The organism is Alcanivorax nanhaiticus (genome assembly GCF_000756665.1).
Classification (GTDB): domain Bacteria; phylum Pseudomonadota; class Gammaproteobacteria; order Pseudomonadales; family Alcanivoracaceae; genus Alcanivorax; species Alcanivorax nanhaiticus.
In genome coordinates this window covers 16,041-41,483 of sequence record NZ_ARXV01000019.1, presented here as the reverse complement: position 1 = coordinate 41,483, position 25,443 = coordinate 16,041, and the positions used below count along the sequence as shown (strand labels likewise).

Sequence of the window (25,443 nt, the reverse complement as noted above, 5' to 3'; positions counted from 1 at the left end):
TGTTATCCATATAGGGTGTCAGGCAGCCAGGTGGCCAGGGCCGGGAACAGGGCCAGTATACCCAGCATCACCAGCTGTATAACGATAAACGGTACCACGCCCTGATAAATTTGCGCGGTACGGACCTCTGCTGGCGCCACGCCACGCAGATAGAACAGTGCGAACCCGAAGGGTGGGGTCAAAAACGAGGTTTGCAAGTTCAAGGCCAGCATTACTCCCAACCATACCGGGTCGAGCCCCATGGCGAGCAGCACCGGTCCGACAATCGGCACGACGACGAAGGTGATCTCGATAAAGTCGAGGATAAAGCCGAGCAGAAAAATCAGCAGCATCACCATCAGGGTCGCGCCGATGACGCCGCCGGGCATGGCGTCAAACAGGTGGTGAACCGCTTCTTCGCCGCCAAAACCCCGGAATACCAGAGAAAACAGGCTGGCGCCAATGAGGATCATGAAGACCATGGCGGTCACCCGGCTGGTGGCTCGTACCACTTCACGGAGAATGGCCAGATTGCACTGTCGATGGCCGGCGGCCAGCAGCAGGGCGCCAAATGCGCCCACCCCGGCGGCCTCAGTGGGGGTGGCTTTGCCTGTGAGGATGGAGCCCAGCACGGCGGCAATCAGCAGCAGTGGGGGAAGCAATCCTTTGAGGATTGATCCCCAGTCAGAGGCTGCGTGCTCGTCTCGGGGCATGGCCGGTGCCAGATGGGGTTTCCACAGGCTCACGATGAGGACGTAAAGCAGATAGAGCCCCACCAGCAACATGCCCGGAATGAGTGCGCCCACGAACAGATCACCGACGGATACCGTATCCAGCGACCACAGCCCCTGTTTGAGCTGGGCTTCCTGATAGGCGTTGCCCAGTACATCTCCCAACAGCACCAGGGCAATGGAGGGCGGGATAATCTGGCCCAGAGTACCGGTGGCACAGATCAGGCCGGTAGAAAGCTGTGGCTGGTAGCCCTGCTTGAGCATGGTGGGGAGCGATAACAGCCCCATGGTGACAACTGTGGCACCGACAATGCCGGTGCTGGCGGCCAGTAAGGCGCCCACCAGAATAATCGCAATGCCCATGCCGCCGGGTAACGGGCCGAACAGGCGGCCCATGCTGGAGAGCAGATTCTCTGCCACTCGGGATTTCTCCAGCATCACCCCCATAAACACAAACAGGGGCACGGCCATCAGGGTGGTGTTCTCGATGATGCCGAACAGGCGGTTAGGTACGAACGTCAGGTCTGCAGGGTTGAACGCCCCCAGCGCCATGCCGCCAGCGGCAAACAGTAGCGCGGTGCCACCCAGCGCGAAGGCAACCGGATAGCCGCTGAGTAGCACCAGGCAGACCACTACGAACATCAGCAGAGGAATCCACTCGATCACAGGTGGTCCTCCGGATGTTCGGTGGGGGCGTCAACCGGGTGTCCCAGCAGTACCAGTATCTGCCGTAGTGTCTCACTCAGGGCCTGGACGCTGAGTAAGGCCGGCAGGATCAGCAGCAGGGACTTGAGCAGATAGACAAAGGGCAGGCCACCATTGGCGGAGCCTTCCTGCTCTCGCCAGCTGCTCAGCACATAATCCAGCGACAACCAGAAAAGCGCGGCGCACAGGGGCAACAGCAGGAACAGGGTGCCGAGCAGGTTGACCCACGCCCTGGTGCGTGGTGAAAAGCGCTGATAGAGCACGTCCACCCGCACATGTTCGTCTTCGGCCAGGGTGTAGGCGATGGCGAGCATGAACAGGCTGCCATGCAGATAGGTAAGGGATTCCTGCAGGGCAATGTTGCCAATGCCGAAGCCGTAGCGCAGTGCGACCACCAGTACCATCCCCAGTACCAGCAGCAGAGCGAGCCAGGCTGATGCCTGTCCGATCCGTGTGGTGAAGCCGGTCAGCCAGCGCTGGCAGCGAAATAATGTTGTTGTCATAGTGTTCCAGGCACCCTTCCTGGTGCCGGTTAATCTGCGAAAGGGCGCATTATACGGGGCTTGTAGCCGGATTTCAGCCTGTGAACCCGGTCAGCACAGGGGGCAGAAAAAAGCCAAAATGGCGTCTTTTTGTAATGTGGCTGTCACAAAGCCTCTCTAGGATGCGTCGTGCTGAACATGAACTGGCTTGCAACAGTTAGAACAAACCGGGGTGGATCCAATAATCAACATCGCCGGTACCATGTGTAACCTGGAGACTTATTGTGAACTTCAAGATCAAAGCTACCCTTGCTGGCGCCGCCGCCGCTCTGGCCTTTGCCAGCGCTCCGGCCACTGCTGAAACCCGTGATTACATCTCCATCGTGGGCTCCTCCACGGTGTACCCGTTCGCTACTACCGTAGCTGAGCGTTTTGGTCGTGGTTCCAAGAACCCGACTCCGAAAATCGAATCCACCGGTTCCGGCGGCGGCATGAAGCTGTTCTGCGCCGGCGTTGGTACTCAACACCCGGACATCACTAACGCTTCCCGTCGCATGAAGAAGTCTGAGTTCGTGCAGTGTCAGGAAAATGGCGTCAAGGACATCACCGAAGTTGTGATCGGTTATGACGGCATCGTGTTCGCCAACTCTGCCAAGGGTAAGCACATGGATGTTACCCTGCGTGATCTGTTCCTGGCGCTGGCCAAGGAAGTTCCGGATCCGAAGGGCGGTGAGAAGCTGGTAGCCAACCCCTACAAAACCTGGAAAGAAGTGAACCCGGCCCTGCCGAACACCAAGATCGAGGTTCTCGGTCCACCGCCCACTTCCGGTACCCGTGATGCTTTCAACGAGCTGGCGATCGAAGGTGGTTGTAAGACCTTCCCGTGGCTGAAGGCCATCAAGAGTGAAGACAAGTCCAAGTACAAGGCTATCTGCCGCAGCATCCGTGAAGACGGCGCGTACGTAGAAGCGGGTGAGAACGATAACCTGATCGTTCAGAAACTGGAGAAGAACCCGGAAGCCTTCGGTGTGTTCGGTTTCTCCTTCCTGGATCAGAACCGTGGCAAGGTACAGGGTGCCAACGTAGGTGGTGTTGCTCCGACCTTTGATAGCATTGCTGCCGGCGACTACCCGGTTTCCCGCTCCCTGTACTTCTACGTGAAGAAAGCGCACGTGGGTGTGGTTCCCGGCATCAAAGGTTACGTGAAAGAGTTCTCCAGCGAGAAAGCCTGGGGCCCGGAAGGTTACCTGGCTGAGAAAGGCATGATCCCGCTGGGTGATGACCTGCGCAAGGACATGATGGCCCAGGCCCGCAGCCTGAAGTCCATGACCGGCGAAGAAGATCTGCACTAAACGCTGAATCTGGAAGAGAAGAAAAAGCAAGGATGCTTTGGGGGCCTCTGATCAACCCCTTGCATGCTCAGGCCTCAAGGCTGGTTCGCCCCCTCGGCAAAGGTAAAGAGGGGCGCAATTACGAAGGTGTGTGTCCACCCATCAAGGAATTGCAACAACGAGTGCGGATCAGCCTTGAGGCCCCGGAGGGCGCGGCCAGAAACGCACATCTGCTGCGCCTTGCCTCTAGGAAAGGGAGCCACCCTGACCGTCGAGGCAAGACACAACAGCTGCACGTTTCTGCACATCTGCTGCGCCTTGCCTCTAGGAAAGGGAGCCACCCTGACCGTCGAGGCAAGACACAACAGCTGCACGTTTCTGGCCACGCTGAGTATGCAAGGGGTTGGTCAGAGGCCCCCTAGCCCGACGATGGTTTCATCGTCGGGCTTTTTAACCAGCGTTTGAATTTGTGACATTTTTTTTGCAATAAACGGTACGCCACACACGTTACGTTTATTGGAGAAAAAACCTAAACGGAGAACACCATGGAAACCGGTAATCTACTGTTGCTGCTGGTGGTGATGATCGCGGGGGCCTACTACCTGGGGCACCGGCGATCCTTTACCCTGGCGCGGCCGTTGGGTGGCATTCGCCATCTGCATTCCTTGCCGTTCTACTACGCCATGCGCACCGCTATCTGGTGTGCCATTCCGGCGCTGGCGGTACTGGGGGCGTGGCTGATTTTTGATGACACCCTGATCCGGATCATGGTGATGGGCAGCTTGCCGGCGGAGGTGCTGCCGGCAGATGCCTCGTCAGCCAATCTATTGTTGAACCAGATTGGCAACGTGGCCAATGGTGCGATTGCGGCGGATGAAGTCTCTACCGCCGTGGCCGCCGCAGCGGAAAAACTGAATAACCTGCGCTCGCTCAACAGTATGGCGTTGGCGGTGGTGGTTATTGTGGTGGCCATGTTGGGCACGGCCTGGGGTTGGGTAAAAATTTCTCCGCAAATGCGCGCCCGTCAGCAGGTAGAAAAAGTGCTGCAAACCCTGTTCATGCTCAGTGCCACCATCGCGATTCTGACCACTGTGGGCATTCTCATGTCGGTGATGTTTGAATCCGTGCGTTTCTTTGGCAAGGTGCCTGCCAGTGAGTTTTTGTTCGGTTTGCAGTGGAGTCCGCAGACTGCGCTGCGCGCTGATCAGGTCGCTTCTGAAGGGGCCTTTGGTGCTATTCCACTGTTTCTCGGTACCTTGCTGATTTCCGCCATTGCCTTGCTGGTTGCCGTGCCGGTGGGGCTGATGTCGGCTATCTATCTTGCTGAATATGCTCCGCCGAAAGTGCGTGCCTTTGCCAAGCCGGCGCTGGAAGTGCTGGCGGGTGTCCCCACCGTGGTCTACGGGTTCTTTGCGGCGTTGACGGTGGCACCGGTGATTCGCCAGCTCGGTGAGTCCATTGGTCTGGATGTGGCGTCAGAATCTGCCCTGGCGGCGGGTTTGGTCATGGGGGTGATGATCATTCCTTTCGTGTCGTCTCTTGCTGATGATGTGATCACCGCGGTACCACAGGCGTTGCGTGATGCTTCGCTGGGTTTGGGAGCAACCCGTTCCGAAACCATCAAGAAAGTCATTTTTCCGGCAGCTCTGCCGGGCATCATGGGCGGCATTCTGTTGGCTGCATCCCGTGCCATCGGAGAAACCATGATTGTGGTGATGGCGGCGGGGCTTGCTGCCAACCTCACGGTTAACCCGCTGGAAGCAGTGACTACCGTGACGGTGCAGATCGTGACCCTGCTCACCGGTGACCAGGAGTTCGACAGTGCCAAGACCCTGGCCGCGTTCGCCCTTGGGCTGATGCTGTTTATTACCACTCTTTTGCTGAACGTGGTGGCGCTTCACATTGTGAAGAAATACCGCGAGCAGTACGACTAGGGGATCTGAGATGAGTAAAACTACCGAACAGGTTCGCAAGTCGCTAGCCAAGCGTTATCGCGCAGAAAAGATGTTCAAGGCCTACGGCATTGCTGCCATTGGCTTTGGTCTGCTGGCGCTGGTGTTATTGTTCACCGACATCATCGGCAAGGGTCACAGTGCGTTCTTCGAAAGCTATGTGCAGATGGAGATCACGTTTGACCGGGATACGCTCGACATCATGGATATCAATGATGATGAAGAGCTGAATTTTGCCAACTACGATGGTTTGATCCGCGATGCGCTGCGTGCAAAGTTTCCTGGCATAGAAGGTCGTCAGGAGAAGCGTGAGCTGTACGGGTTGGTGAGTACCGGTGCAGGCTATGAACTGCGCGATATGCTGATGGAGGATCGCAAGCTGCTGGGCAAGACGGTGACCCTGTGGCTGCTGGCAGATGATGATGTGGATGTGTTCGTCAAAGCCGGTAGTGATGATCGTCTTGAGTCCCGCCTCAGTGAAAACCAGAAAACCTGGATCGAAACCTTTGAAGCGGAAGGCAAGCTGGAATTGCAGTGGAACAAATCCCTGTTTACCCACGGTGATTCCCGTGAGCCGGAGCTGGCGGGTATCTGGGGGGCGGTGATGGGGTCGCTGTTTACCATGATCGTGACCCTGCTGCTGAGCTTTCCCATCGGGGTGGCAGCGGCCATTTATCTGGAAGAGTTTGCACCGAAAAACAAGTTCACCGATTTCATTGAAGTGAACATCAACAACCTGGCCGCGGTGCCCTCGATCATTTTTGGTCTGCTGGGTCTGGCGGTGATTATCGGCCTGTTTGGCATGCCTCGCTCGGTGCCCCTGGTGGGCGGTGTTGTTCTCACCCTGATGACCTTGCCAACGATCATTATTTCCAGTCGCGCAGCGATCAAGGCAGTGCCGCCAAGCATTCGGCAGGCAGCCATGGGGCTGGGGGCTTCCAATATGCAGGTGGTGTTGCACCATGTGCTGCCGTTGGCTCTGCCTGGCATGTTGACCGGTGCCATCATCGGAATGGCCCAGGCGCTGGGCGAAACCGCACCGCTGCTGATGATCGGCATGGTGGCGTTTATCGTGGATGTGCCCGGCGGCCCGCTGGATCCCTCCACGGTGTTGCCGGTACAGATTTACCTTTGGGCAGACAGCCCTGAGCAGTCCTTCGTGGCACTGACTTCTGCCGCCATCATGGTGCTGCTGACTTTCCTGATCGCCATGAATACGTTGGCGGTGTTCCTGCGCAAGCGCCTTGAGCGGCGCTGGTAACAATGAGTGTTAACGGGGCTCGAATCATGGATACTGCACAAAAGATTGACGACAAGACGCCGCGCAACGAAACGCCGGCAAGCCAGAGTGAAGGTGAACAGGCAATGGATAACACTACCCGCTACCCGGATCAGACCGTGGGCAACCCCTTCGTGGATAACGCCAAGATGCGCATGCGTGACGTGGATGTTTTCTACGGTGAGAAACAAGCCATCCACGGTGTCAGTCTGGATATCGGCAAGAACGAAGTGGTTGCACTGATCGGACCGTCCGGTTGTGGTAAATCCACTTTCCTGCGTTGCCTGAATCGCATGAACGACACCATCGATATCTGTCAGGTGAAGGGTAACCTGCACCTGGAAGATCAGGACCTCTACGATCCCAAACTGGATGTGGTTGAGCTACGTGCCCGGGTCGGCATGGTATTCCAGAAGCCAAACCCGTTCCCGAAATCGATTTACGACAACGTGGCCTACGGTCCACGCATTCATGGTCTCGCCAACAAGAAATATGACCTGGATGAAATCGTGGAAACCAGCCTGCAGAAGGCGGGCCTGTGGAATGAAGTGAAGGATCGTTTGCACTCGCCGGGTACCGGTTTGTCCGGTGGCCAGCAGCAGCGTCTGTGTATTGCCCGCACCATCGCAGTCAGCCCGGAAGTGGTGCTGATGGATGAGCCCTGCTCTGCACTGGACCCGATTGCCACGGCCAAGATTGAAGAGCTGATTGCCGAGCTGAGCGAGTCTTACACCATTGCCATCGTGACGCACTCCATGCAGCAAGCGGCGCGTGTGTCCAACCGTACTGCCTATTTCCATCTGGGTCGTCTGGTGGAAATGAATGACACTGAGACCGTGTTCACCAAGCCGGAACACGATCTGACAGAAGCCTATATCACCGGTCGCTTCGGTTAAGGACAAGGAGACACTCATGGATCGCATGCATTTTGGTGAGCACAGCTCATCCCAGTTCAACGAAGCGCTGGAATCTATCCGCAACAACCTGATGGAAATGGGTGGTCTGGTAGAGAAGCAGGTGGTGGATGCCCTTCAGTCCTTGCTGCAGGCCGACTCCGCACTGGCAGAAAAAGTGCTGGAGACCGAAGACAAAGTCGACAAGCTGGAAATGCTGATCGACGAAGAGTGTACCAAGGTGTTGGCCCTGCGCCAGCCGGCGGCCTCCGACTTGCGACTGATCATCGCCGTGACCAAGGCGGTATCTGATCTGGAGCGCATTGGTGACGAATCGGCCAAGATCGCGCGCATGGGACTTCAGCTGGCGGAAGAGGGTGAGTCACCGCGTGGCTATGTGGAAGTGCGCCATATCGGCAACCATGTGCGCAACATGCTGCGCGATACCCTGGATGCCTTTGCCCGCTTTGATGCCAAGAAAGCGCTGGAAGTCGCGGCCGAAGATAACGAAGTGGATCTGGAATACCGGAGTGCCATGCGTTCGCTGGTGACTTTCATGATGGAAGATCCCCGCGCGATCTCACGGGTGCTCAACATCATCTGGTCACTGCGTGCTCTGGAGCGTATCGGAGACCACGCCCGCAACATCGGTGAGCAGGTTATCTATCTGGTAGAAGGCAAGGACGTCCGCCACATCAGCGTGGACGAGATCGAAGCGAAGCTGAAGAAATAAAAGCAGCTACGAGCTGCGAGCTTCAAGGAAAACCCGGCCCGACAAAGGCCGGGTTTTTTGTTGGGATTTCCGTAGGAGCGTCGCTTGCGGCGCGATAACCCTGCGTCGTTAAAGGCGGATTTACCACAGAGGCCACAGAGATCACTGAGTTAAAACAAGGATTTTCTCTGTGATCTCTGTGGTGAAAAGGTTTTTGATCCTGGGCCAGAATCGCGCCGCGAGCGACGCTCCTACGGCAAGGTTGGGTTTTTAAGCGCGGCGACGAGACTGCCCGCTGGAATAATCTTTCCAGCGTTGCAGCTTGAAGCTTGTGGCTTGCGCCTATAATATCCGTATTTCCGGATATATGGATAAATGTTGCCCATGCTCACCCCCACCCAACTGTGCAAATGCCTTGGCGATGACATCCGCCTTAGCTTGATCTGCCTGCTTCATGGTCGCAAAGAAGTGTGCGTGTGTGATCTGGTGGATACATTGCAAGCGCCGCAATCGACCATCTCGCGTCATCTGGCCCAGTTGCGTCAGTGTCAGCTGGTGGTCGCACGCCGTCAGGGTACCTGGATGCATTACCGCATTAACCCTGAGTTACCGGACTGGGCAAAAAAGAGCCTCAAACAATTGGTGCCCGCCGCGCGTGAAGCGTTGGCGCTGGATGCCGCCATCGCTTCCTGCTGTGAGACCTGACATGCAACTGCAACCACTGACTATTCTGGTGCTATGCACCGGCAACTCCTGTCGCTCCATCATCGGCGAGGCGCTGATCAATCACCTTGGCGAAGGTCGCTTCCGGGGTTTGAGTGCTGGCAGTCATCCCACCGGGCAGGTGAATCCCGGTGCCCTGGCGGTGCTGGCTCGTCATGACATTTTTCCCGAAAACCCGGGCTCCAAGTCCATGGATGATCTGGAAGGGGAAGAGATCGATTTGATCATTACGGTGTGCGACAGCGCGGCGGGTGAAGCCTGCCCGGTGTGGCTGGGTGATACTCCGAAACTGCATTGGGGTTTGCCGGACCCTGCCCATGCCACGGGTACCGATGAAGAGGTTGCCGCTGCGTTCGAGGCCACATATCAACAACTGGAAAAACGCTTGCAAGCCTTGTTCAACGTTTCACTGGATAGCCTGAACGAAAAAGGCCTGGTGGCTTGCGGTGAAGACATTCATCAGCAGATGGGTGATCTCTGATGCCGTTCTTTGAGCGCTATCTGAGTGTCTGGGTCGGGTTGGCCATTATTACCGGCGTTACTCTCGGACTATGGCTGCCGGGTGTTTTTCAGGCAGTGGCGGCCTTTGAATATGCCCATGTGAACCTGGCGGTAGCGGTGTTTATCTGGGTGATGGTCTACCCGATGATGATCCAGATTGATTTTCATGCCATCAAAAAAGTGGGCAACAATCCGCGCGGATTGCTGCTCACCCTGGTGATTAACTGGTTGATCAAGCCTTTTACCATGGCTGCCTTGGGTTGGTTGTTTTTCAAGGTGTTTTTCGCGGGTTGGGTGGAGCCGGAAACGGCGACAGAATATATCGCCGGAATGATCCTGCTCGGCGTGGCACCGTGTACCGCTATGGTCTTCGTGTGGAGTCAGCTCACTAAAGGGGACGCCAACTACACTTTGGTGCAGGTCTCGGTGAACGACATCATTATGGTGTTCGCGTTTGCGCCGATTGCTGCGCTGTTGCTCGGTGTCAGCGACATCACCGTGCCCTGGGATACCCTGATGCTGTCGGTGGTGTTGTATGTGGTGCTGCCTTTGGTTGCCGGGTTTATGACGCGCCAGCTGTTGGGCAGTGAAGAGCGGGTGGCAGGCTTTGTTCATCATCTCAAGCCGGTCAGTGTCATGGGGTTGCTGGCCACCGTAGTACTGCTGTTTGGTTTTCAGGCAGAGACCATTATCGCCAAGCCAATGGCAATTGTATTGATCGCCATTCCATTGCTGATTCAAACCTATGGCATTTTCGCAATCGCTTATTGGGCGGCCAGGCAGCTTCGTCTCAAGCACAATGTGGCGGGCCCTGCATGTTTGATCGGCACCAGTAATTTTTTTGAGCTGGCGGTGGCAGTCGCCATCAGTCTGTTTGGTCTCAACTCCGGCGCGGCGCTGGCCACGGTAGTGGGGGTACTGGTGGAGGTGCCGGTGATGCTGTCGCTGGTGGCCATCGTCAATCGCACGCCGCAATGGTTCGAAGAAAGCAATTAATAGTTAATAGTGAATAATTAATAGCGAAAGCCAGAACGGCGGAGATGGGCCGGCGTCCATTTCCGTCCCGGGGTTTCGTTGGGTGGAAATTGTCTCGGCAATCGCCACCATTGTGTGGAGAACAAAAATCCAATGAACGATATCGCGAACCTTGATAAGAACTGTTTCCGGATTCCGACACCGGATGAGGTGTTTCGTGATCAGCCGTCCAGCCACAAGCCCCGTATCCTGATGCTGTATGGATCGTTGCGGACACGCTCCTTCAGTCGTCTGGTGGTGATGGAAGCAGCGCGGTTGCTGGAGGTCATGGGGGCGGAAACAAAAATCTTCCATGCCGATGGTTTGCCGCTGCCGGACAGTGAAGATGTCAGCCACCCCAAGGTGCAGGAGCTGCGAGATCTGGTGAGCTGGAGCGAAGGGATGGTGTGGTGCTCTCCCGAGCGCCATGGTGCCATGACCGGCATCATGAAAGCCCAGATCGACTGGATACCCCTGTCGCTTGGGGCGGTGCGGCCAACGCAGGGGAAAACGCTGGCCGTCATGCAGGTATGCGGTGGATCACAGTCATTCAATGCGGTGAATCAGCTGAGGGTGCTGGGGCGCTGGATGCGGATGGTGACGATCCCCAACCAATCTTCTGTGCCGAAAGCCTTTCTGGAATTTGACGACAACGACCGTATGAAGCCCTCAGGCTACTACGATCGCATTGTCGATGTCATGGAAGAGCTGGTGAAGTTTACCTATCTCACCCGAGACCGAAGCGACTATCTGGTTGACCGTTATTCGGAGCGAAAGGAAAGTGCAGAAGCGCTCATGAAACGGGTCAACCAGCGAGACATGTGAAGGCGTTTACTGGCTGAGGTGAAATCCTGCACGGGGGAAGTGATTGGCAACTTCACCTACCGTTGGGTCCTGCCGAACCACAATCCAACCTGACCTGTTGCTGGCTGCGAGAACACCGGATACAGGCTCACGACCATAGTCGCTGGGTGCAATGGTGACAGGTTGACCGATAAGCTCAGCATCCAGATCGCTTTCGGGCAGCTCCCGTGGCCAATGGCTGCGAGCGATATCCAAGGCGTCATCGGCACTGATGGTGGTAGGGTTGCCTTGCCCGAAACCTTGCAGGCGATCCATCCAGGCGTTCACTTTCGGGTAGTTCGTAACAACACGCTGCTCCGCCAGATCGCGCTGAAACCAAAGGCTATGGTAGGCAGAAAAATCCCCTGCGTTGGGCGTGTCCCCAAACAGGAAAGGCTGGTTTTCCAGCATTGCTTCCAGGCGGTCCAGGTGTTCACGCACCATACGTTTCATTTTTCCGGGGCCATGGGCTTTGACCTTGGCTTTACTGCCCATGCGCACCCGATCCCATAACAGCTTGCAAAGATCGCTCAGGCTGGATTCCTTCAATACTTTGCGCAGTAGCGTCAGGTTGCCGGCACTAATAATGCAGGCAAGAAAGATATCCAGATCGACTTCACGGATAAATTCCTGAACCTCTTCCGGGCAATTTTCCATTGCCAGCTCAGGCTTGTTGCTCAGCCGTGCGATCTCCCTTGCGATGGTGCGGGTGTCACAAAATACATCCGCCCCAATCTGGGCAACCGGAATCTTGCGGTAGCCGCCAGCCAGTGGTGCCAGTTGTGGCCGTGGCGGCATCTCCTTCACCTCTACGGATTGCCAGTCGAGACCCGCATAGCCAAGCATGGCACGCACCTTCTCGGAAAAGGGGGAAAAGTGGTAATGATGAAGGGTCAGTTCTGACATAGAAGTGCATACTCAAGAGGATCTACGGAGCAGGCATCTTCGGGAACGTGAGTCGAAATGGCAAGGCAGCAGGCTCAAGGAAGCGGGCGTTAGGGTCAAAGGCGAAACGGCAGGATCACAGTTGTTGATTCAGCCATTGGACAAACTGTGCTTTCGGTAGCGCCCCCGACAGGCGCGTTACCTCTTTTCCGTTTTTCACAATCATCAGGGTCGGGATTGAACGGATCTGGAACCGCGCTGCGGTTTGTGGACAGGCTTCGGTATCTACCTTGATAAAACGGGCCTGGGAAACGAAGTCGGCAGCACAGGCCTGAAAGGTTGGCGCGAACTGCTGGCACGGGCCGCACCAGCTGGCCCAGAAGTCCAGTACCAAAGGCAGGCCGTTACGATCAAGCAGACGCTGGAAAGAGGCGTCGGTAGCCACCAGCGGTTGTCCGTTCAGCAATACGTTTTTGCATTTTCCGCATACCGGTCGTTGTTGCAGACGCTCCTCAGGTACACGGTTGATGGCCCCGCAGGAGGGGCAGGTCAGTTCAATGGCCATGGTGCTGTCACCTTTCCGGGCTGTTCCTGTGAGATGGTGCCGGGGACCGGTAAATCAAGGTGAAGGCAACCAGGGAAGACAGGAATTCTGTTGATCGCTATTTTGTGAAGTAGGGAAGCAGATTTGCTGCTTCTCCTTGTCTATAACAATGGGGTCTGACTCTGGCCATGGATTGGGAAGCGCTTGATCTGGATGACGAAGCCAGCCCAGCAGTTGTAGCTTGGCGTCAAGATGGGCCATACGCAGTAAGTAGCCTTTCATGTCCGGGGTGGCAATTTCCAGCAAATAGTTGCCAAACGGGTTGCGAATCGTCTGGCCTGTTGTGGGGGGCGGCATGACGTAATGGTCATTCACAATAATGACGGCAGGGTTTTCTGAAAGATCCGCGTAATGCAATGTAGACGCCAGATCACGATTGAGAGTGATGTTGGTTCTTGTGCCAAGGGCCAAGGCAAGGCGCTCCCAGATAGTCATTTCCGAAATCCCCTGCTTGTATTGTTCATCGATCAGGAATCGGGCGCGAAGAAGGAATTCATATCGCAGTGCCGTAGCGAGACTTTTTTCCTCAATCGAGAGTCTATAATCCGCGAGAGCAACCGGCGTTCCTTCCTGAACAAGCAACGATGCAAACTGAATTTTTTCAGCAAGAATTCTTGCGGTAACCAGCTTGCTGATCAAGTTGTGCTCTTGACCAAGGAAATGACGAATATGTTTGATTTCAGTGGCGAGGGCGCTGGCGATGTTAGGCTGGGTCAACAGTTGTAAGGAAGAGAGACGAGACGCCTCCAACAGTAAGGCGTATCTTGGAAAATCCACGGTAAGATTCAGAGGGGTGTTATCGACATAGCGATCCATTGTGATCAGCTGTTGATAACGTTCAATCAAGGTTTGATAGTCACGCAGGATAGCTGGAATGGCGTCAGCGTACTTTCGTTGGTTTGCCAGACAGGAGTAATTGGCATAGTCACACAGAAGGTCTGGACTTACTTGCCGGTCAAAATGGTTGGGAATGGCAACAGTGGGATCCTTAAGACGCGCGTAGAAAAGACGGCGTCCTTCTTCTTCGGCAGACAGGCCGGGTTCGCTGCCAATGCCGAGGAGTAAATTGTAAGCCTTGCTTTCTTTAACCGGTTCTTCAATCCAGTGTTGGGCCACTGGATTTAGTGATTCGTCGCTGATCCACCAGCCAAGAAAAAAAATGAATCCGGTAAAAAGAATCAGAATAATGGCGTTTTTCATGTTTCCCCCGAAACGTGATGTCGCCGCTGGTTATTTCCCGGCTGGATACCAGCGGTCTAGCCCGATCTCGATATTGTTGTCTGTAGTGCCAAACCAGACCTGGCCATCCTGAATCATGGCCTGCAGCTGCATGGTCCGGTTCACACATCCTTCCAGTGCAACTTCACTGTCGTGATCAACATATATGACGGAAAGATTGTCGAAACGCTGCACCTTGTTCTTGATGCCATCCCACCATACCTGCGGCGCGCGAGGGCCATAACAGTAAACGGTGACGCGTTCTGCATTGCCGCATGCCTTGCGCAGGCGTTTCTCATCCGGCATGCCCAGATCAATCCAGTGTGTGATGGTGCCGTTGGGATGGTGCTGCCACAGGTCCGGCTCTTCCGGGTTGGAGATCCCTTTTGAAAACGCGAGATCCTCATTGGCATTCAGTGCGAAGGCCAACAAGCGCAGCATCATCCGCGACTCGGTTTCCGATGGGTGCAGCGCCACGGTCAGATTGTGAGTGGCGTAGTAGTCCCGGTCCATATCGGAGAGGGTCAGCTCGGCTTTGAAGATGGTGGCAGTGAGGGCCATGAATACATTCCGCTAGAGGCCTGGCGTAGGGTGCCAGGGGTTGGCGCCTGTTGGCGCAGAAAACTGTTGTGCTCCAAGTGGCACAGAATACGCTTTTTGGCGTCAGGCGTCCTCCGTGGGGGGGCTGGCACGGGTGTTGTTTTGTGGGAGCGGCGGTTCCGCCGCGATGCGCCGAGCCATGCTTGGGGCGCGGTATCGCGTTCGCACCCCCAGGGCATGGCAAACACCCGCTCCCACGTGGACAGCTAGCCTAGCAACGCCCAGATGCCGAAGCCCACAAACAACAACGCACTGATGCGATGGGCCCAGGTTTCCAGCTTTTCGCTGGCGAACTGATGGCCGAGCCAGATCACCGGCAGGTTGGCTGCGATCATGCCCAGGGTGGAGCCGGTGAGCACCGGCCAGAACTGATCCTTGAACTGGACTGCCAGAGCTACGGTGGCGAGCTGGGTCTTGTCGCCGATCTCGGCGATGAAGAACAGCACCAGGGCGGTAAGGAAAGGGCCGTATTTCGGCTCGTTGCTGATTTCTTCGTCATCGTCAGGGATCAGCATCCACAGGCCGAGGGCAATAAAGCTGCTGCCGAGGATCCAGCGCATCCATTCCATCGGGATAGCGCCCGCCAGCCAGTCCCCGAACCACACCGAGACGCCATGGTTGAGCAGGGTGGCGATCACCACGCCAGCCAGGATCGGCCAGGGTTTGCGGAACTTGAGGATCAGGGCCAGGGACAGCAGCTGGGTCTTGTCACCGATTTCACCCAGCGCGACCAGCAAGAAGGAACTGAGAGTGGCTTCCATGATGATTTCCAGAGGGGCGGGATTACTTCGACACAGAGACACCACCTGCCAATCCCGCCCCAGCGGAATGCAAGTCGTGTCTCAGGTCTCGTCAATCCACCGGCCCTGACGGGCTGGAGCGGATGTGGACGCCATGCGCATGAGGCGCAACTATGTTGACGGCCACCTTGAGGCTGTTCAGCGAGGAAAGCGGTTCGAGCGACTACTCCCCCAAGACGGGTGAAACCATAGCGGAAATCTGCCGTTCAGGCCAGTACAATGGGGGAGAGCAGTTGCAAGCGACAAGTTTCAAGTTGCAAGGCGCGACAGTTACCCTTGTGATCTTTTGGGTCGTGCCCGCGATTTTGCGCCTGAGCGCGGTGACAGGCCTTAAAGATTGTTGGAATGTTTGTCGCGTTGAATCTTGCAACTTGCGCCGTTCTGACCCGACCTTAGTGCAGAAGAGGCTCACATGAGCGATGACCGTCTGATTGATATCGAAACCAAGCTGGCCTATCAGGAGGATCTGATCGAGGCCCTCAACAAGGTCGTTTCCGATCAGCAGCTTAAGATTGATGAGTTGGAAAAGGCCTGCCGCAAGATGGTGGATCGGTTGGTGGATCTGTCTGAAGCCTTTGAATCGGCGCAGATCGAAGATGCTCCACCGCCCCATTATTGAGAAAGTGCGTAATATGCAGCAATGCATGAAAGGCTCCGCCGAAAGTTTGATGCGAATTTCGCAGGTAATCCCTGTGGGTTCCCACCGAGGGAGAGAACACTCCGCTTGTGTGTCCCTGTTTCCTTCTGCTGGCGAGGGTGCTGTTTTTGTGGGAGCGGCGGTTCCGTCGCGATGCCCCGGCATGGCCTTTTCGCGGTCGAACGCCCGCTCCCACAGCGTTGTTGGCGACTATTAGTCCTTGGTGTTCACTCGCCAAGTCTTTATTCCTGCTAGAGTGCGATGAACCCCAAAAAGGTTCATCGCGGATTAGCGGGAATGTGTGAGGTGGATAAGCACAGGACGCAGAATCCTGTGTAAAGGTCGCCAAAGGGTCTAATGCTGTTCACTTGAGTTCTATGTTTCTGTGGGAGGGTGCTTGCACGCGAATGAAGCCCCTGAAAATAAAGGCTTCGCTTGCAAGCAAGCTCCCACAAAAGGCCAAAACCACCCCTTAAGTGAACCGCATTACACCAAAGGGCCAGGGAGCAGGAGTCAACTGTGGGAGCGACGGTTCCCTCGCGATGCCTTGCATCGGTCTTTGCGGGAATATGGAGTGACGGGAGGAGAGACTTGGAAAGCCAAGGGTTCATCGCTGGCAACAACGCTGCGGGAGGGCGCTTGCACGCGAATCTTTGCCAATAACGTCAACCCTTCGCGTGCAAGCCCCCTCCCACAGTACTGGCCTTCTGGCGAGCCGGGGTTCGCGTCAGGCGTTTGGCTGAACATCGCCTTTCCCGTTAATCCGCGATGAATCAAAAAAAGCCCCCTATGCAGAGCGTCGGGGGCAAGGAGAGTGATTCGTTAGCGGTTGGGCATATCGGGTTGCATTCGGTTGTCGACGACCGGGTCGCCGGCTACTGCCTGAGGCGGGTTGTGTTGCCGGGCAGATATCCACTCGAGGATATCTCCCCAGATTTCTTCACGCCGCCGGTCATGCAGGGTGGCGTGGGTAATCTTTTCGTAGCGCAGTAACGTCTTGTCCTCGCTGGCCAGGTGTTCCAGGGTGTATTCACTGGATTTGACCGGTACCAGCACATCCCGGGTGCCTTGTTGTATCAGAACCGGAACAGTGATCTGACCAAGCCCTTTCTCGACCCGTGTGGTGGCGTTTTGCAGGCCAGTGAAATAACTGAGTGGCAGCGCCTTGTGAGTGGCATAGGGATCGTTATGGAAGTTCTGTTGATTTTCCTCTTCCTTGAGAATCAAGCCGATACCGATATGTTCGACTAGCTTGCCGTGATAAAAGGCCGGCATGTTGGGGAACAGCTTGCCAGGCTGAGCCAAGGACCAGAGCCCGATATTGGACAGCCAGTGTGGAGAGCTGACCGGGCCCAGGCTTAGCCCCGGCCTGACCGCTGGCGCATTGAGGATGAGTCCGTCTACCTCTGCGGTTTTTTCGATCTGAGACAGCAGGACAATGGCACCGCCCATGGACTCGCCTTGCAGATAAACAGGCAGGTCCGGGAAGCGGGCCTTAACCTCGATGTAGGCGCTCTTCAGATCCAGCAGGTATTCATCGTAATTGCCGATGACGCCATTGCGGCCATGCCCCTGGGACTGGCCCCAACCACGCAGGTCGATACCAAATACGGCAATGCCTTGCGCCGCAAAATAGTTGGCCATCGGCGCATAAAAACCGGAATGGGCGATGGTGCCATGCACCAACAACACTACCGCTCGAGGTTGACTCTCATTGGGCAACCACCATTGGCCAAACAGATCCAGCTGATCCTCGCTTTCCAGCACAATACCGTGCGCACCCTCGGCGGCGTGATAACTTTCCGGAAGAGCGTTGCGCGCCGGGTCCTGCGTGAACATGGCGCAGCCTTGCAAGGCTGCCATGCTCCAAATGAGCAAAATGACATGCAGTAAACGAAAGGGCATGATTCTTTTCCGTCAGGATTCGGTTGGTCAGGGGATTTTCAGGATGACGTCGCTGTGCCAAGTGCCAGCGGGGATGGCCATGCGACCAAAATCTTCGGAACCAAAACCGATGGTGCCAATCAATGGATCCCCTGCGGCACCGCCAAAGTGGGCAGATTGACCAATGTCGAGATCGTTGCTGATGGCCAGCTGCGGCAAGCCATCACTGGTGTGCTGGCCCGACACCATGGACAGGCTGCCGTTACGCCATGCGATCCGGCCGGACACATCCTTGACGTAAAATTGGGACTCCGGACTGGATACCTCGCCAACCGTGATGTAGCTGTTGTCCAGGTCGAGCAGGCCGTTGAAGCCGATGGGGGCGGCACCCGTTCCCTCCACAGGAAGAGGGTTGAGGACAAACAGGAACTGGCTGGTGTTGAGATTTACATCAATCAGCGACACCTTGGTCAGGGCGCCATAGCTGAGGTTATCCATATAGCCGCCGCCGAAGATAGAGCGGAAACGGTATTGGGCCTTATTGTCAGTTTGTAGCCACAGGCCACCGGGCAGATTCGGATAACGGGTATCGCCATTGGTGACGCGGATGAACAGATCGCGTGCCTGGTAAATGATGTCGCCATTGATAAACCCGACGCCGGAATTGGAAGCGGTGTCGACCATCATGAAATGGGTATTGGTTTGCCAGCCGTTGCCTGAGGTGGCGCGTATGGAGGCGTTGCTGCTGTTGGCGCGTCGCCAGGCATCTGGTGATTGCGCGATCAGGTTGATGTCAGCCCGAATACCGGTATCCGTTGTCGCCACCGCTGCGCCATCCTCTCGTCCGTAGGGGTAGAGAAAGATATCGGCATCCAGCTTGCCAAACGTAAAGGCTGCACCCCAATTCACAGGGGTGACCGTGCCGTTGTCTAGGGGGTCTTCCACTTCCACCAGGGTGTTGTAGGCCAGTAGTCGGCCATCACGCATGAGTATGCCGAAGGCGGCTTCGTTAGCGCCGGGTAAATCGTTTGCGTACCACTCACCGTTTGCTGCATTACAGGCATTCATATCGACAACGCCAGAGGTGGCACTGCCGGCACAGAGTCCAGCGGGGCCGACGCCACCCTGGAATACATCAAAGATAATCGGCAGCTCAAACATGGGGCCCGGTGCGTTGCCTAGCCGCTGCCAGTTGCTGAACCGGGCGATGGTGCCGTTGCCACCCGCTTCTCCCAGAGACAGGGAAAAATCGCTATCAAAATCCCAGGCGGTATAGAGACTGATACCCTGAGAGCGTTCTCCTGTCTCGCTGCCGTCAAAGTCTTGGTAGGTGTCGGCGCCATTCAGATAAGTGTTATAACCAAAGCCTCCTGGTTGCAGGCGCCAGACTGGATTGACCAGGCCGCCTTGCCAGCCAAAGCGGAGCAGATTATTGCGACCGCTTTGATCAAAATCGGCGGGGTTCGCCTTGAAGGCAAGATCAAAACCGATATCAACTTGTGCAAAAGGTGCTGCGAGCAAAAAACCTTGCGCGTCGATACCGATGCGGCCAGTGGCATCGGCCTGACCACCGGCGGCTCCATTGGTAAAGCGGGCAGCCATTAACAGATTTGCCAGACTCAATTCTGGCGTACCAGGACCGCCTTGTCGGTAGATCAGGTCGCCACTCATGGAGGCATTCAGGGAAGCAAAATTGCCTGCGCTGTTAAAAAGGCCGCCGCGATTGGAAAGCGCAAACTGACCGGAAGAAATCAGTGCCAGTGACCCCAGTGATCGTGCTGAAGCATCGTCTGCTGCGGTATGGAAGGTTAGTCCGCCAATTTCAAATTTTTGGGGTGTCCAGCTGCCGGACAGGCCCAGGTAGGGATTGCCAGAGCCATCGCTACCGACGTCCACATCCCATTGCTGATGCAGTGTGCCGTCAACCCCTTCAAGGCTAACGGTATTGAGTTGAGTGCAGGCATGCTGGTTGGCCGTGCCGCCAGTACAGCTGCCATCGTTAAGCCCGTTGTCGTCGGTGACCCACTGGATACTTTCGGCAGTGATACCGGTTGCGCTGTCTAGCATCACGGTGACGCCATCGGCACCGGTTACCCCGGACAGGGCCATATCACTCATGGCTTGCAGGGCCAGGGCGCTGGCAGGCAGTGCGCTAATGAGTAACAGAAAGGCGGCGTGTCGTTTCATGGTGGGCACCTCAACAGAACACGGCGCTGCCGTAGCAGTTAGAGACGCGGGGTAGATCAATCTTGGGATTATCGATGATCAAGCGCCCTTCGGGGCCTAGAAGGCTGACTACTGTGCCTATATCGACATTCCCGACGTTGATTCTGTCCGGTGGATTGATATTCAGAAGCTTGGCACCGGGAGCATTAAGCCACCAGCCGGTATTGGCGGTGGGCGCATAGGCGCTCCCGCAGCGGCCATTGCTTGGAATCTGTCCATAGGAAGGATTGCAGGCATCATAGGCCACGTTGCTGAGTGGCAAGGCCTTGCTGTAATTGGGCCAGGCAACAGGCTCCCGTTGTACCGAGATAAAGAAATTTTCGGTGTCGGGTGTCAGTAAATAATGGACCTGACGCATATCAATCACCAACTGGCCGTAACCTTCTGTGATGAGTGAGTCGGCCACAAGTTGAGCGGGCCCACAGACAAGGATGTTCCACCACTGACAATTAAGATCAATGGCATCAATACTGAGTTTGGCGGCGGCAACATGCAGTTGCTGCATTCGAGTGCCGCCGGCGTCCACGAGAAAAGGGGTGGTACCAGAATGACAACCGTATTGCGTTGGGTTCATTCGGCCAAAGCAAGTGTTCAGATCAGTTGTAATAAAACCAGCAATATTCGCTCGTGCCCGAATAGCAGCGGAGAGCTCGAGTGAAAGAAAACCGGACACACTGTTGATGCCGGAATGGCAATTCACCACGCCCTGACCGGTTGTGGCACCGGGGTTACAAATGCCGCCATGCTCCTGATTGATAAGCGGGGCAAGTGACTCCACCCCTGGACCGGTATAGCCTTCGCTGGCTTTGCCCGCGCCGGTGTAGTCTCGCCCCATGGTCAGTGCACCATTGATTCTTTGCCCGCCCACTTTGAATCCGACGACCTCGCGCAGGGTGGCGGCATCATCATTTTTAATGGCCAGCTCCACATAGGGCCGGATCAGTTCAAAAGCACTGTCGGGGCCGTCCAGAGAAGGAAAGTCGCCATCGTTATTGATACCCATGAAACTCAGGTAGTCGATGTCGATATCGCAGGCGGGAGAGGTGGTGAGCAGATCATTCACGCCGCCGCAGCCGAGCTGAAACTTGGCGATGTTCATGTTCAGATTAAGTTTGACGTCCATGCCCATGCGATAGAAGTCAAAGTCGGTGGGGCTGCCGACACCTTGCTGGCCAGCGAGTTCATTGGCACCGATATGATCAGACAGGAACAGGCTGCCGTTTTGCCCGGTGACCTGTGCCAGGTTTTCATCGTCCATTTCCTGTAGTGCGGCATGGGCAATGGAGACAGAACATAGCCACAGGATTACCGAACAGGCGATGAAAATACAGGATAACCACGCGCTGTTGATGATCAGTGATGATCGTGAAGAATTCCTAGAAACCAAAGACATAGGCGTCCCCCATAAATTTTGACTGCGAAGGTGCATTCAGGGCGCTGCTGTCAGACATACGGAATCCCAGCACGCTGCCACTGGCCACATCTCGCATGAAACCGGGCGTGGCACCGTCGTCGAATTCCAGGGCGGTGCGACCAATGTTCATGAACAGACTGAAATCGTTGTAGTTGCCGACCGGGCCGCTTTGTGGATAGCTGACTTTCATGGCCAGCTCGCCGGTTGGCAGGCAGCCCGCGACACTCTTTCCGCTGATAAGACAAGTGGGTGTACTGCCTTGCGACAGGAAGCGTTGGGTATTGGAAAAGGCGGTTGCGGTGCCGGGTAGAGTGGTACTGGTCAGGCGAATATCGTTGAGGGCCAGATAACCGTAGTAATCCTTGAGCATTAACCAGATGCCTTCGCGGCCGGCAAACTCCAGGCCCATGCGACAGGGGTTAAGTGCTCCGCTGCAACCAACGGGATTAAAATTTTCATCCACATTGTTGCGCAGTTTGAGCGTGAGTTGGACGCCTTGTTGTCCGGTAATCAGTGAAAGCTGTTCATCATTGACCGGTTCCATGGCGAGCGTGGAGCAAGGCAGCAAAAAGATCAGTGCGATAAGAACAGAACGTGTTGTTCTCATCAGCACACCCCTGCCTGGCAGCTGATCATTTCGAAGCGATTGATCAATAGGCCTTCCATGCGGGCATCACCCAGGTTGACGCTAGCGGTCGGGAAAACGCGACCGGTGTTGCCAGGTCCGTTTTGTGTCGGGCCATTGCCGTTAATGCTGCAGCCGCCGCTCCCGTCGCTATTGCAATTGTAGTTTTGGGTGATGTGCATGCTGCTGGTTTCACCGCGCTTATCGATGCGGGTGGTGCGTTGTGCATAGGCATTAAAGGGGCCGCAGCCGTCGCAGGCGCGGAAGAAAATACCGTCGCCGTCATCACCGTTGGCAGGATTGCTGTCACTGTCGATGTAGCCATTGATCAGGTTACGCGCCCCGGCAGCAATGCCGCTGTCGCCTGGGTCGCCTGAGGGTGTGGTGCTTGAATAAATCCGCAGATCCGGGTGCCAATCGCCGTAGCGAACATGGCCATGGCTGGCTCGATAGTTGGTGCAGTTCAGGCTGTTGGCTCCCCAGCCGGAGCAAGGGGTATTGCGATAAGCCAGATGCTGGAGCGCAGTGAGGAAACCGCGATCATCACCGCTGCTTTGTCCGTAGTAGGTTGGGTACACGTTGGGGTCATCAGGAACCTGGGTCAGTTCCACTGAAAACCCGCCATCGGTGCCAACCGCATTCAGCACCAATGCCTGGTAGTAGAGTTGCCCCAGAGGGATAAAGGCTTCCACATTGCGAAAATACAAACCGCCAATGTTTTGAAACTGTGGCGGGGCTCCGATGGCATTGGGTGAGCTGGCGGTCTGCGCCACGCTAAAGCGAAAATCGCCCTGCAGATGGCTGGTGTACATGATGCCAAAGGTCTCGCCGTAGCGGGGGGTGCTGCCGGTTTCGGTGAATTTGAACAGGCGAAAAACGCTGCCGGCAGCGTTGCCGCGAATCAGTGTCTGACTTTGCAGCAAGCCGCCGCCGTTGGCGGTACCGGAGCCCTGGGACAGGGTTTGGGTGGCGGAGTTTCGGGTGGCACCTGCTTCGATTTCTCCCCAGAACGACAGCATGTAATCCGGCTGGCTGGTGGGGGCCAGAAATTCATAAATGGTTTTGTCGGGTGCCGCAGGATTGCTGTTGACCGGATCACCCTGATAATCCATCCCGGCAGGTGACCAGGCGCGCATCAGGTAGGGGTTATCAAACGGCGAAAACTGGCTGATGGTGCCGCCGCGGGGGCAAGACATGAAATCGCCGGAGGCACAGGCACTTTCTGTCCAGTGAGTGCCGATCTCGGAGGCGGCGGTGATGCTCGCGCCATACCAGCGCAGGTCCCCGCGTCGCCAGCAATTGCGATTGGAGGCGATATCGCCGTAGCCGGAACAGGCATTGGTGGGGGCGGTGCCCACCTGCTCAAGATAGCTGGTTGGAGCCATCAGGTAGGCGAAATTATCCAGCGCCACGGCAATGCCTGCGCCATGGGCGGAGGACATTTCGCTGTCGTCCAGCGCCAGTAACAGCGCCGTTGTTATTGTTCTATTCATGGCGTACCTCGTCTGATCGGCAAGCCTGCCAAGACCAAAGGGGTATTGTGGGGTTGGCGAAAAAACCAGCGCAGCGGTAAATGTTGCCAGTGAGCGGACAAATCATGACGACGCAGTGAATGCGCCAGAGGGAGGGTAGAGGGCACTCACTGCGCTGTTACTATGGTGGAATGACGCTCAGCGTGCCCTGTTGGTGATGGCGATATTGCCGGCAGGCCGGTTCAGCTTGGCCGGGTCGGCTTCCGCCAGCTGCTTTAGGGTGACCGGCAAGGACAGGGAGCCGCTGACCAAGGTGGCGTCGCCAAACCCTATGTGTCGGGTGTTGAATTGGGGGTGTCGACTGAACAGCACCAGGCCGAGCTGATCACCGGGCTCCAGTGCTACGGCTATCGGCGGCAGGGCGCTGTCCTGGTTGAGCGGAATGGGGGCCAGCTGATCGTTGACCAGTGACAGGTGGGCTTTGCCCGCTTCGCGCTTTACCAGCGCGGCGAGCACCGGGCCGTCGCCCTCGGACGTCAGGTGCAGAAGAGGAGTGCCGACACGGTATTCTTCGCTGCTGGCAGTATGCAGGGGAATGAAAGCGGGGCGGATACCGGCATCCCGAGCCTCGGCAAAGGTTTCGCTGAGCCCAGCCTCACTGCGCCAGCCTGCAAACCAGTCGGTCATCCCTGTCCACCATCGCCAGCTGCCGCTGCGATGGCCTGACAGTTCAACCGTAGCCAGCGGGTAGGTGTCTCTGGATTGAGGCCAGTCATTCAAGGCGATGCCCCAACCTTCGCTGGACACACAGACCGGTGGCAAGGCGGGGGGCTGTCCGTTGTCCAGTTGGGATTTCAGCCAGTCCACCGCCACTTGCTTGCTGTCGAGGGCGGTTTCGCCGCAATGGAGCTCTTTCTCGAGATACCAGACAGGCAGGGAGGGCGAGTGTTGCTCAAGGGGTAGCAGATGGCCGCCCTGCTGGACGATAAGGGTGACGTCACGACCGTTGCGGGCAAAGCAATCTCTGGCTTCCAGAGCCTGATCCACATCAAACAGCACATCCCGGAAGCCTTGAATCAGCAAGGCATTGGCGTTTGGCGCCATGTCTTGATTGCAGTAATAAGCCATGGAGTGGCTGGCGTACTCCTGACGTACTTGCTCGTCCATTTCGCCGTCCATGGCTTTTTTGAAGGCGTCTCGCAGCGGCGGATTCAGCTTGCGAAAGTTCACCCAGTCACCCATCAACTTGAGGGTCTTGATCCAGCCGCCCTTGGGTACGTCGCCGGGGGCCAGGGCGGTTTCCAGGTCGTACCAGGTAGTCATCGGCACCAGCGCGTCAATACGAGCATCCAGCATGGTCCCGATCAGCTGTACGCCGCCGCCGTAGGATTCGCCCACCATGCCGACCTTGATGTCGTCGTTATCATCGCGGGCAAGGCGAGGAATGTTCTGCTCAGCCCAGTCCAGTATGGTGGTCAGATCACGCACTTCCAGATCCGGGTTCATCACGTCGATGACGCCATCGGTGCCACCATGGCCGCGTTGGTCCCAGGTGATGAGCCAGTAGCCGTCCTGCCACATCTGTTTGGCGATCTGCCCGCTGGGTAACAGGGCATAAAGATCAATGCCGCCATTCATACGACGCAGGCCAAAACCGTGGGTGTGCAGCATTAGCGGCGCGGTTTGCCCGGCAGGCAATGCTGGCTGCCACAAGGTGGCCGCAATATCGCCGCCGTCATGGGCCTTGATCACTATCTGGAAGCGTTGCGCTGTCAGCGCAGATTCCGCAGCAATGGCGGGAGGTGTGCGCATGGCGCAACCGCTCAGGGCGGAGATCAGCGCCGGGAAAGCGATGATGAAGAGAAGAAGACGTTTCATTGTTGTTCTGCCGTCAGTGGCGCATTTTGCGCGCGAATTTTTGACAGCATCATGG

23 protein-coding genes are annotated in these 25,443 nt (G+C 56.4%); 10 read left to right on the top strand and 13 right to left on the bottom strand.

The window, feature by feature from the left end; all coding sequences use genetic code 11:
• Positions 1-2: 2 nt before the first annotated feature.
• Together Y5S_RS17395 and Y5S_RS17390 are read right to left on the bottom strand one after the other, a co-directional pair.
• Positions 3-1,373, bottom strand: a complete 1,371-nt coding sequence (locus Y5S_RS17395) for a TRAP transporter large permease (protein ID WP_407921424.1) — start codon at positions 1,371-1,373, stop codon at positions 3-5.
• Positions 1,373-1,918, bottom strand: coding sequence for a TRAP transporter small permease subunit (locus Y5S_RS17390; protein WP_035234892.1), 546 nt, complete (start codon positions 1,916-1,918; stop codon positions 1,373-1,375). The genes Y5S_RS17395 and Y5S_RS17390 overlap by 1 nt, the downstream gene beginning before the upstream one ends.
• Before the next feature lie 275 nt (positions 1,919-2,193).
• On the opposite strand from Y5S_RS17390, the gene Y5S_RS17385 reads away from it, so the two are divergent.
• From Y5S_RS17385 to arsH, 9 genes are all read left to right on the top strand, one after another.
• Positions 2,194-3,249 (top strand): substrate-binding domain-containing protein, encoded by a 1,056-nt coding sequence (locus Y5S_RS17385; protein WP_035234927.1) that lies wholly within the window; start codon positions 2,194-2,196, stop codon positions 3,247-3,249.
• 524 nt (positions 3,250-3,773) lie between these two features.
• On the top strand, positions 3,774-5,162 hold the full coding sequence (gene pstC / locus Y5S_RS17375; protein WP_035234889.1) for a phosphate ABC transporter permease subunit PstC: 1,389 nt from the start codon (positions 3,774-3,776) through the stop codon (positions 5,160-5,162).
• Between the two features lie 10 nt (positions 5,163-5,172).
• Entirely contained in the window at positions 5,173-6,441 is a 1,269-nt protein-coding gene (gene pstA / locus Y5S_RS17370) for a phosphate ABC transporter permease PstA (RefSeq protein WP_035234888.1), read from the top strand.
• Positions 6,442-6,545: 104 nt separating this feature from the next.
• The gene (pstB, locus tag Y5S_RS17365) at positions 6,546-7,355 is read left to right on the top strand and encodes a phosphate ABC transporter ATP-binding protein PstB (RefSeq protein ID WP_407921423.1); all 810 of its coding nucleotides are present in this window, start codon (positions 6,546-6,548) and stop codon (positions 7,353-7,355) included.
• Between the two features lie 16 nt (positions 7,356-7,371).
• Positions 7,372-8,085, top strand: a complete 714-nt coding sequence (gene phoU, locus Y5S_RS17360) for a phosphate signaling complex protein PhoU (RefSeq protein ID WP_035234884.1) — start codon at positions 7,372-7,374, stop codon at positions 8,083-8,085.
• A 363-nt stretch (positions 8,086-8,448) separates the two neighbouring features.
• Entirely contained in the window at positions 8,449-8,769 is a 321-nt protein-coding gene (locus Y5S_RS17355) for a metalloregulator ArsR/SmtB family transcription factor (protein ID WP_052041693.1), read from the top strand.
• A 1-nt stretch (position 8,770) separates the two neighbouring features.
• Entirely contained in the window at positions 8,771-9,268 is a 498-nt protein-coding gene (locus tag Y5S_RS17350; protein ID WP_035234881.1) for an arsenate reductase ArsC, read from the top strand.
• The gene (gene arsB / locus Y5S_RS17345) at positions 9,268-10,284 is read left to right on the top strand and encodes an ACR3 family arsenite efflux transporter (RefSeq protein ID WP_035234879.1); all 1,017 of its coding nucleotides are present in this window, start codon (positions 9,268-9,270) and stop codon (positions 10,282-10,284) included. The genes Y5S_RS17350 and arsB overlap by 1 nt, the downstream gene beginning before the upstream one ends.
• A 132-nt stretch (positions 10,285-10,416) precedes the next feature.
• A complete protein-coding gene (arsH, locus tag Y5S_RS17340; protein ID WP_035234877.1) occupies positions 10,417-11,127 on the top strand; it encodes an arsenical resistance protein ArsH in 711 nt (236 codons plus the stop codon).
• Positions 11,128-11,133: 6 nt separating this feature from the next.
• Here the strand turns inward: arsH and Y5S_RS17335 are convergent, their stop codons facing one another.
• The 5 genes from Y5S_RS17335 to Y5S_RS17315 all read right to left on the bottom strand — a co-directional run bounded on the left by Y5S_RS17335 (position 11,134) and on the right by Y5S_RS17315 (position 15,213).
• The gene (locus tag Y5S_RS17335) at positions 11,134-12,051 is read right to left on the bottom strand and encodes a glutathione S-transferase family protein (protein WP_035234875.1); all 918 of its coding nucleotides are present in this window, start codon (positions 12,049-12,051) and stop codon (positions 11,134-11,136) included.
• Positions 12,052-12,166: 115 nt separating this feature from the next.
• A complete protein-coding gene (gene trxC, locus Y5S_RS17330) occupies positions 12,167-12,595 on the bottom strand; it encodes a thioredoxin TrxC (protein ID WP_035234873.1) in 429 nt (142 codons plus the stop codon).
• A 54-nt stretch (positions 12,596-12,649) separates the two neighbouring features.
• Positions 12,650-13,834: a hypothetical protein gene (locus Y5S_RS17325; RefSeq protein WP_035234872.1), complete on the bottom strand. Its 1,185-nt coding sequence runs from the start codon at positions 13,832-13,834 to the stop codon at positions 12,650-12,652.
• A gap of 30 nt (positions 13,835-13,864) precedes the next feature.
• On the bottom strand, positions 13,865-14,413 hold the full coding sequence (locus Y5S_RS17320; RefSeq protein WP_035234870.1) for a YaeQ family protein: 549 nt from the start codon (positions 14,411-14,413) through the stop codon (positions 13,865-13,867).
• Between the two features lie 245 nt (positions 14,414-14,658).
• The gene (locus Y5S_RS17315; RefSeq protein ID WP_035234869.1) at positions 14,659-15,213 is read right to left on the bottom strand and encodes a TMEM165/GDT1 family protein; all 555 of its coding nucleotides are present in this window, start codon (positions 15,211-15,213) and stop codon (positions 14,659-14,661) included.
• Positions 15,214-15,664: 451 nt separating this feature from the next.
• Between Y5S_RS17315 and Y5S_RS17305 the strand changes: the two genes are divergently transcribed.
• A complete protein-coding gene (locus tag Y5S_RS17305) occupies positions 15,665-15,871 on the top strand; it encodes a SlyX family protein (RefSeq protein WP_035234866.1) in 207 nt (68 codons plus the stop codon).
• 840 nt (positions 15,872-16,711) lie between these two features.
• Here the strand turns inward: Y5S_RS17305 and Y5S_RS17300 are convergent.
• The 6 genes from Y5S_RS17300 to Y5S_RS17275 all read right to left on the bottom strand — a co-directional run bounded on the left by Y5S_RS17300 (position 16,712) and on the right by Y5S_RS17275 (position 25,388).
• Complete coding sequence (locus Y5S_RS17300) at positions 16,712-17,794, bottom strand: alpha/beta fold hydrolase (protein WP_035234864.1); 1,083 nt, start codon at positions 17,792-17,794, stop codon at positions 16,712-16,714.
• A gap of 27 nt (positions 17,795-17,821) precedes the next feature.
• A complete protein-coding gene (locus Y5S_RS17295; protein ID WP_035234863.1) occupies positions 17,822-19,960 on the bottom strand; it encodes a DUF6160 family protein in 2,139 nt (712 codons plus the stop codon).
• Positions 19,961-19,970: 10 nt separating this feature from the next.
• On the bottom strand, positions 19,971-21,392 hold the full coding sequence (locus Y5S_RS17290) for a hypothetical protein (RefSeq protein ID WP_156107852.1): 1,422 nt from the start codon (positions 21,390-21,392) through the stop codon (positions 19,971-19,973).
• Positions 21,376-22,020 carry a DUF6160 family protein gene (locus tag Y5S_RS17285; RefSeq protein ID WP_035234859.1) on the bottom strand — a complete coding sequence of 215 codons (645 nt, stop codon included), beginning with the start codon at positions 22,018-22,020 and terminating at the stop codon, positions 21,376-21,378. Before Y5S_RS17285 ends, Y5S_RS17290 begins: the two co-directional genes overlap by 17 nt.
• The gene (locus tag Y5S_RS17280; protein WP_156107850.1) at positions 22,020-23,531 is read right to left on the bottom strand and encodes a hypothetical protein; all 1,512 of its coding nucleotides are present in this window, start codon (positions 23,529-23,531) and stop codon (positions 22,020-22,022) included. The genes Y5S_RS17285 and Y5S_RS17280 overlap by 1 nt, the downstream gene beginning before the upstream one ends.
• A 177-nt stretch (positions 23,532-23,708) precedes the next feature.
• On the bottom strand, positions 23,709-25,388 hold the full coding sequence (locus Y5S_RS17275; protein WP_035234856.1) for an alpha/beta hydrolase: 1,680 nt from the start codon (positions 25,386-25,388) through the stop codon (positions 23,709-23,711).
• Positions 25,389-25,443: the final 55 nt, after the last annotated feature.

What these genes read in the sequence shown, in the direction of transcription:
- Y5S_RS17320 (WP_035234870.1), bottom strand. Translation starts at nt 14,413, where the DNA reads ATGGCCCTCACTGCCACCATCTTCAAAGCCGAGCTGACCCTCTCCGAT.
- Y5S_RS17280 (WP_156107850.1), bottom strand. Translation starts at nt 23,531, where the DNA reads ATGAATAGAACAATAACAACGGCGCTGTTACTGGCGCTGGACGACAGC.
- Y5S_RS17350 (WP_035234881.1), top strand. Translation starts at nt 8,771, where the DNA reads ATGCAACTGCAACCACTGACTATTCTGGTGCTATGCACCGGCAACTCC.
- pstC (WP_035234889.1), top strand. Translation starts at nt 3,774, where the DNA reads ATGGAAACCGGTAATCTACTGTTGCTGCTGGTGGTGATGATCGCGGGG.
- pstA (WP_035234888.1), top strand. Translation starts at nt 5,173, where the DNA reads ATGAGTAAAACTACCGAACAGGTTCGCAAGTCGCTAGCCAAGCGTTAT.
- pstB (WP_407921423.1), top strand. Translation starts at nt 6,546, where the DNA reads ATGGATAACACTACCCGCTACCCGGATCAGACCGTGGGCAACCCCTTC.
- Y5S_RS17290 (WP_156107852.1), bottom strand. Translation starts at nt 21,392, where the DNA reads ATGTCTTTGGTTTCTAGGAATTCTTCACGATCATCACTGATCATCAAC.
- Y5S_RS17315 (WP_035234869.1), bottom strand. Translation starts at nt 15,213, where the DNA reads ATGGAAGCCACTCTCAGTTCCTTCTTGCTGGTCGCGCTGGGTGAAATC.
- Y5S_RS17300 (WP_035234864.1), bottom strand. Translation starts at nt 17,794, where the DNA reads ATGCCCTTTCGTTTACTGCATGTCATTTTGCTCATTTGGAGCATGGCA.
- arsB (WP_035234879.1), top strand. Translation starts at nt 9,268, where the DNA reads ATGCCGTTCTTTGAGCGCTATCTGAGTGTCTGGGTCGGGTTGGCCATT.
- Y5S_RS17325 (WP_035234872.1), bottom strand. Translation starts at nt 13,834, where the DNA reads ATGAAAAACGCCATTATTCTGATTCTTTTTACCGGATTCATTTTTTTT.
- phoU (WP_035234884.1), top strand. Translation starts at nt 7,372, where the DNA reads ATGGATCGCATGCATTTTGGTGAGCACAGCTCATCCCAGTTCAACGAA.
- trxC (WP_035234873.1), bottom strand. Translation starts at nt 12,595, where the DNA reads ATGGCCATTGAACTGACCTGCCCCTCCTGCGGGGCCATCAACCGTGTA.
- Y5S_RS17335 (WP_035234875.1), bottom strand. Translation starts at nt 12,051, where the DNA reads ATGTCAGAACTGACCCTTCATCATTACCACTTTTCCCCCTTTTCCGAG.
- arsH (WP_035234877.1), top strand. Translation starts at nt 10,417, where the DNA reads ATGAACGATATCGCGAACCTTGATAAGAACTGTTTCCGGATTCCGACA.
- Y5S_RS17355 (WP_052041693.1), top strand. Translation starts at nt 8,449, where the DNA reads ATGCTCACCCCCACCCAACTGTGCAAATGCCTTGGCGATGACATCCGC.
- Y5S_RS17305 (WP_035234866.1), top strand. Translation starts at nt 15,665, where the DNA reads ATGAGCGATGACCGTCTGATTGATATCGAAACCAAGCTGGCCTATCAG.
- Y5S_RS17275 (WP_035234856.1), bottom strand. Translation starts at nt 25,388, where the DNA reads ATGAAACGTCTTCTTCTCTTCATCATCGCTTTCCCGGCGCTGATCTCC.
- Y5S_RS17390 (WP_035234892.1), bottom strand. Translation starts at nt 1,918, where the DNA reads ATGACAACAACATTATTTCGCTGCCAGCGCTGGCTGACCGGCTTCACC.
- Y5S_RS17285 (WP_035234859.1), bottom strand. Translation starts at nt 22,020, where the DNA reads ATGAGAACAACACGTTCTGTTCTTATCGCACTGATCTTTTTGCTGCCT.
- Y5S_RS17295 (WP_035234863.1), bottom strand. Translation starts at nt 19,960, where the DNA reads ATGAAACGACACGCCGCCTTTCTGTTACTCATTAGCGCACTGCCTGCC.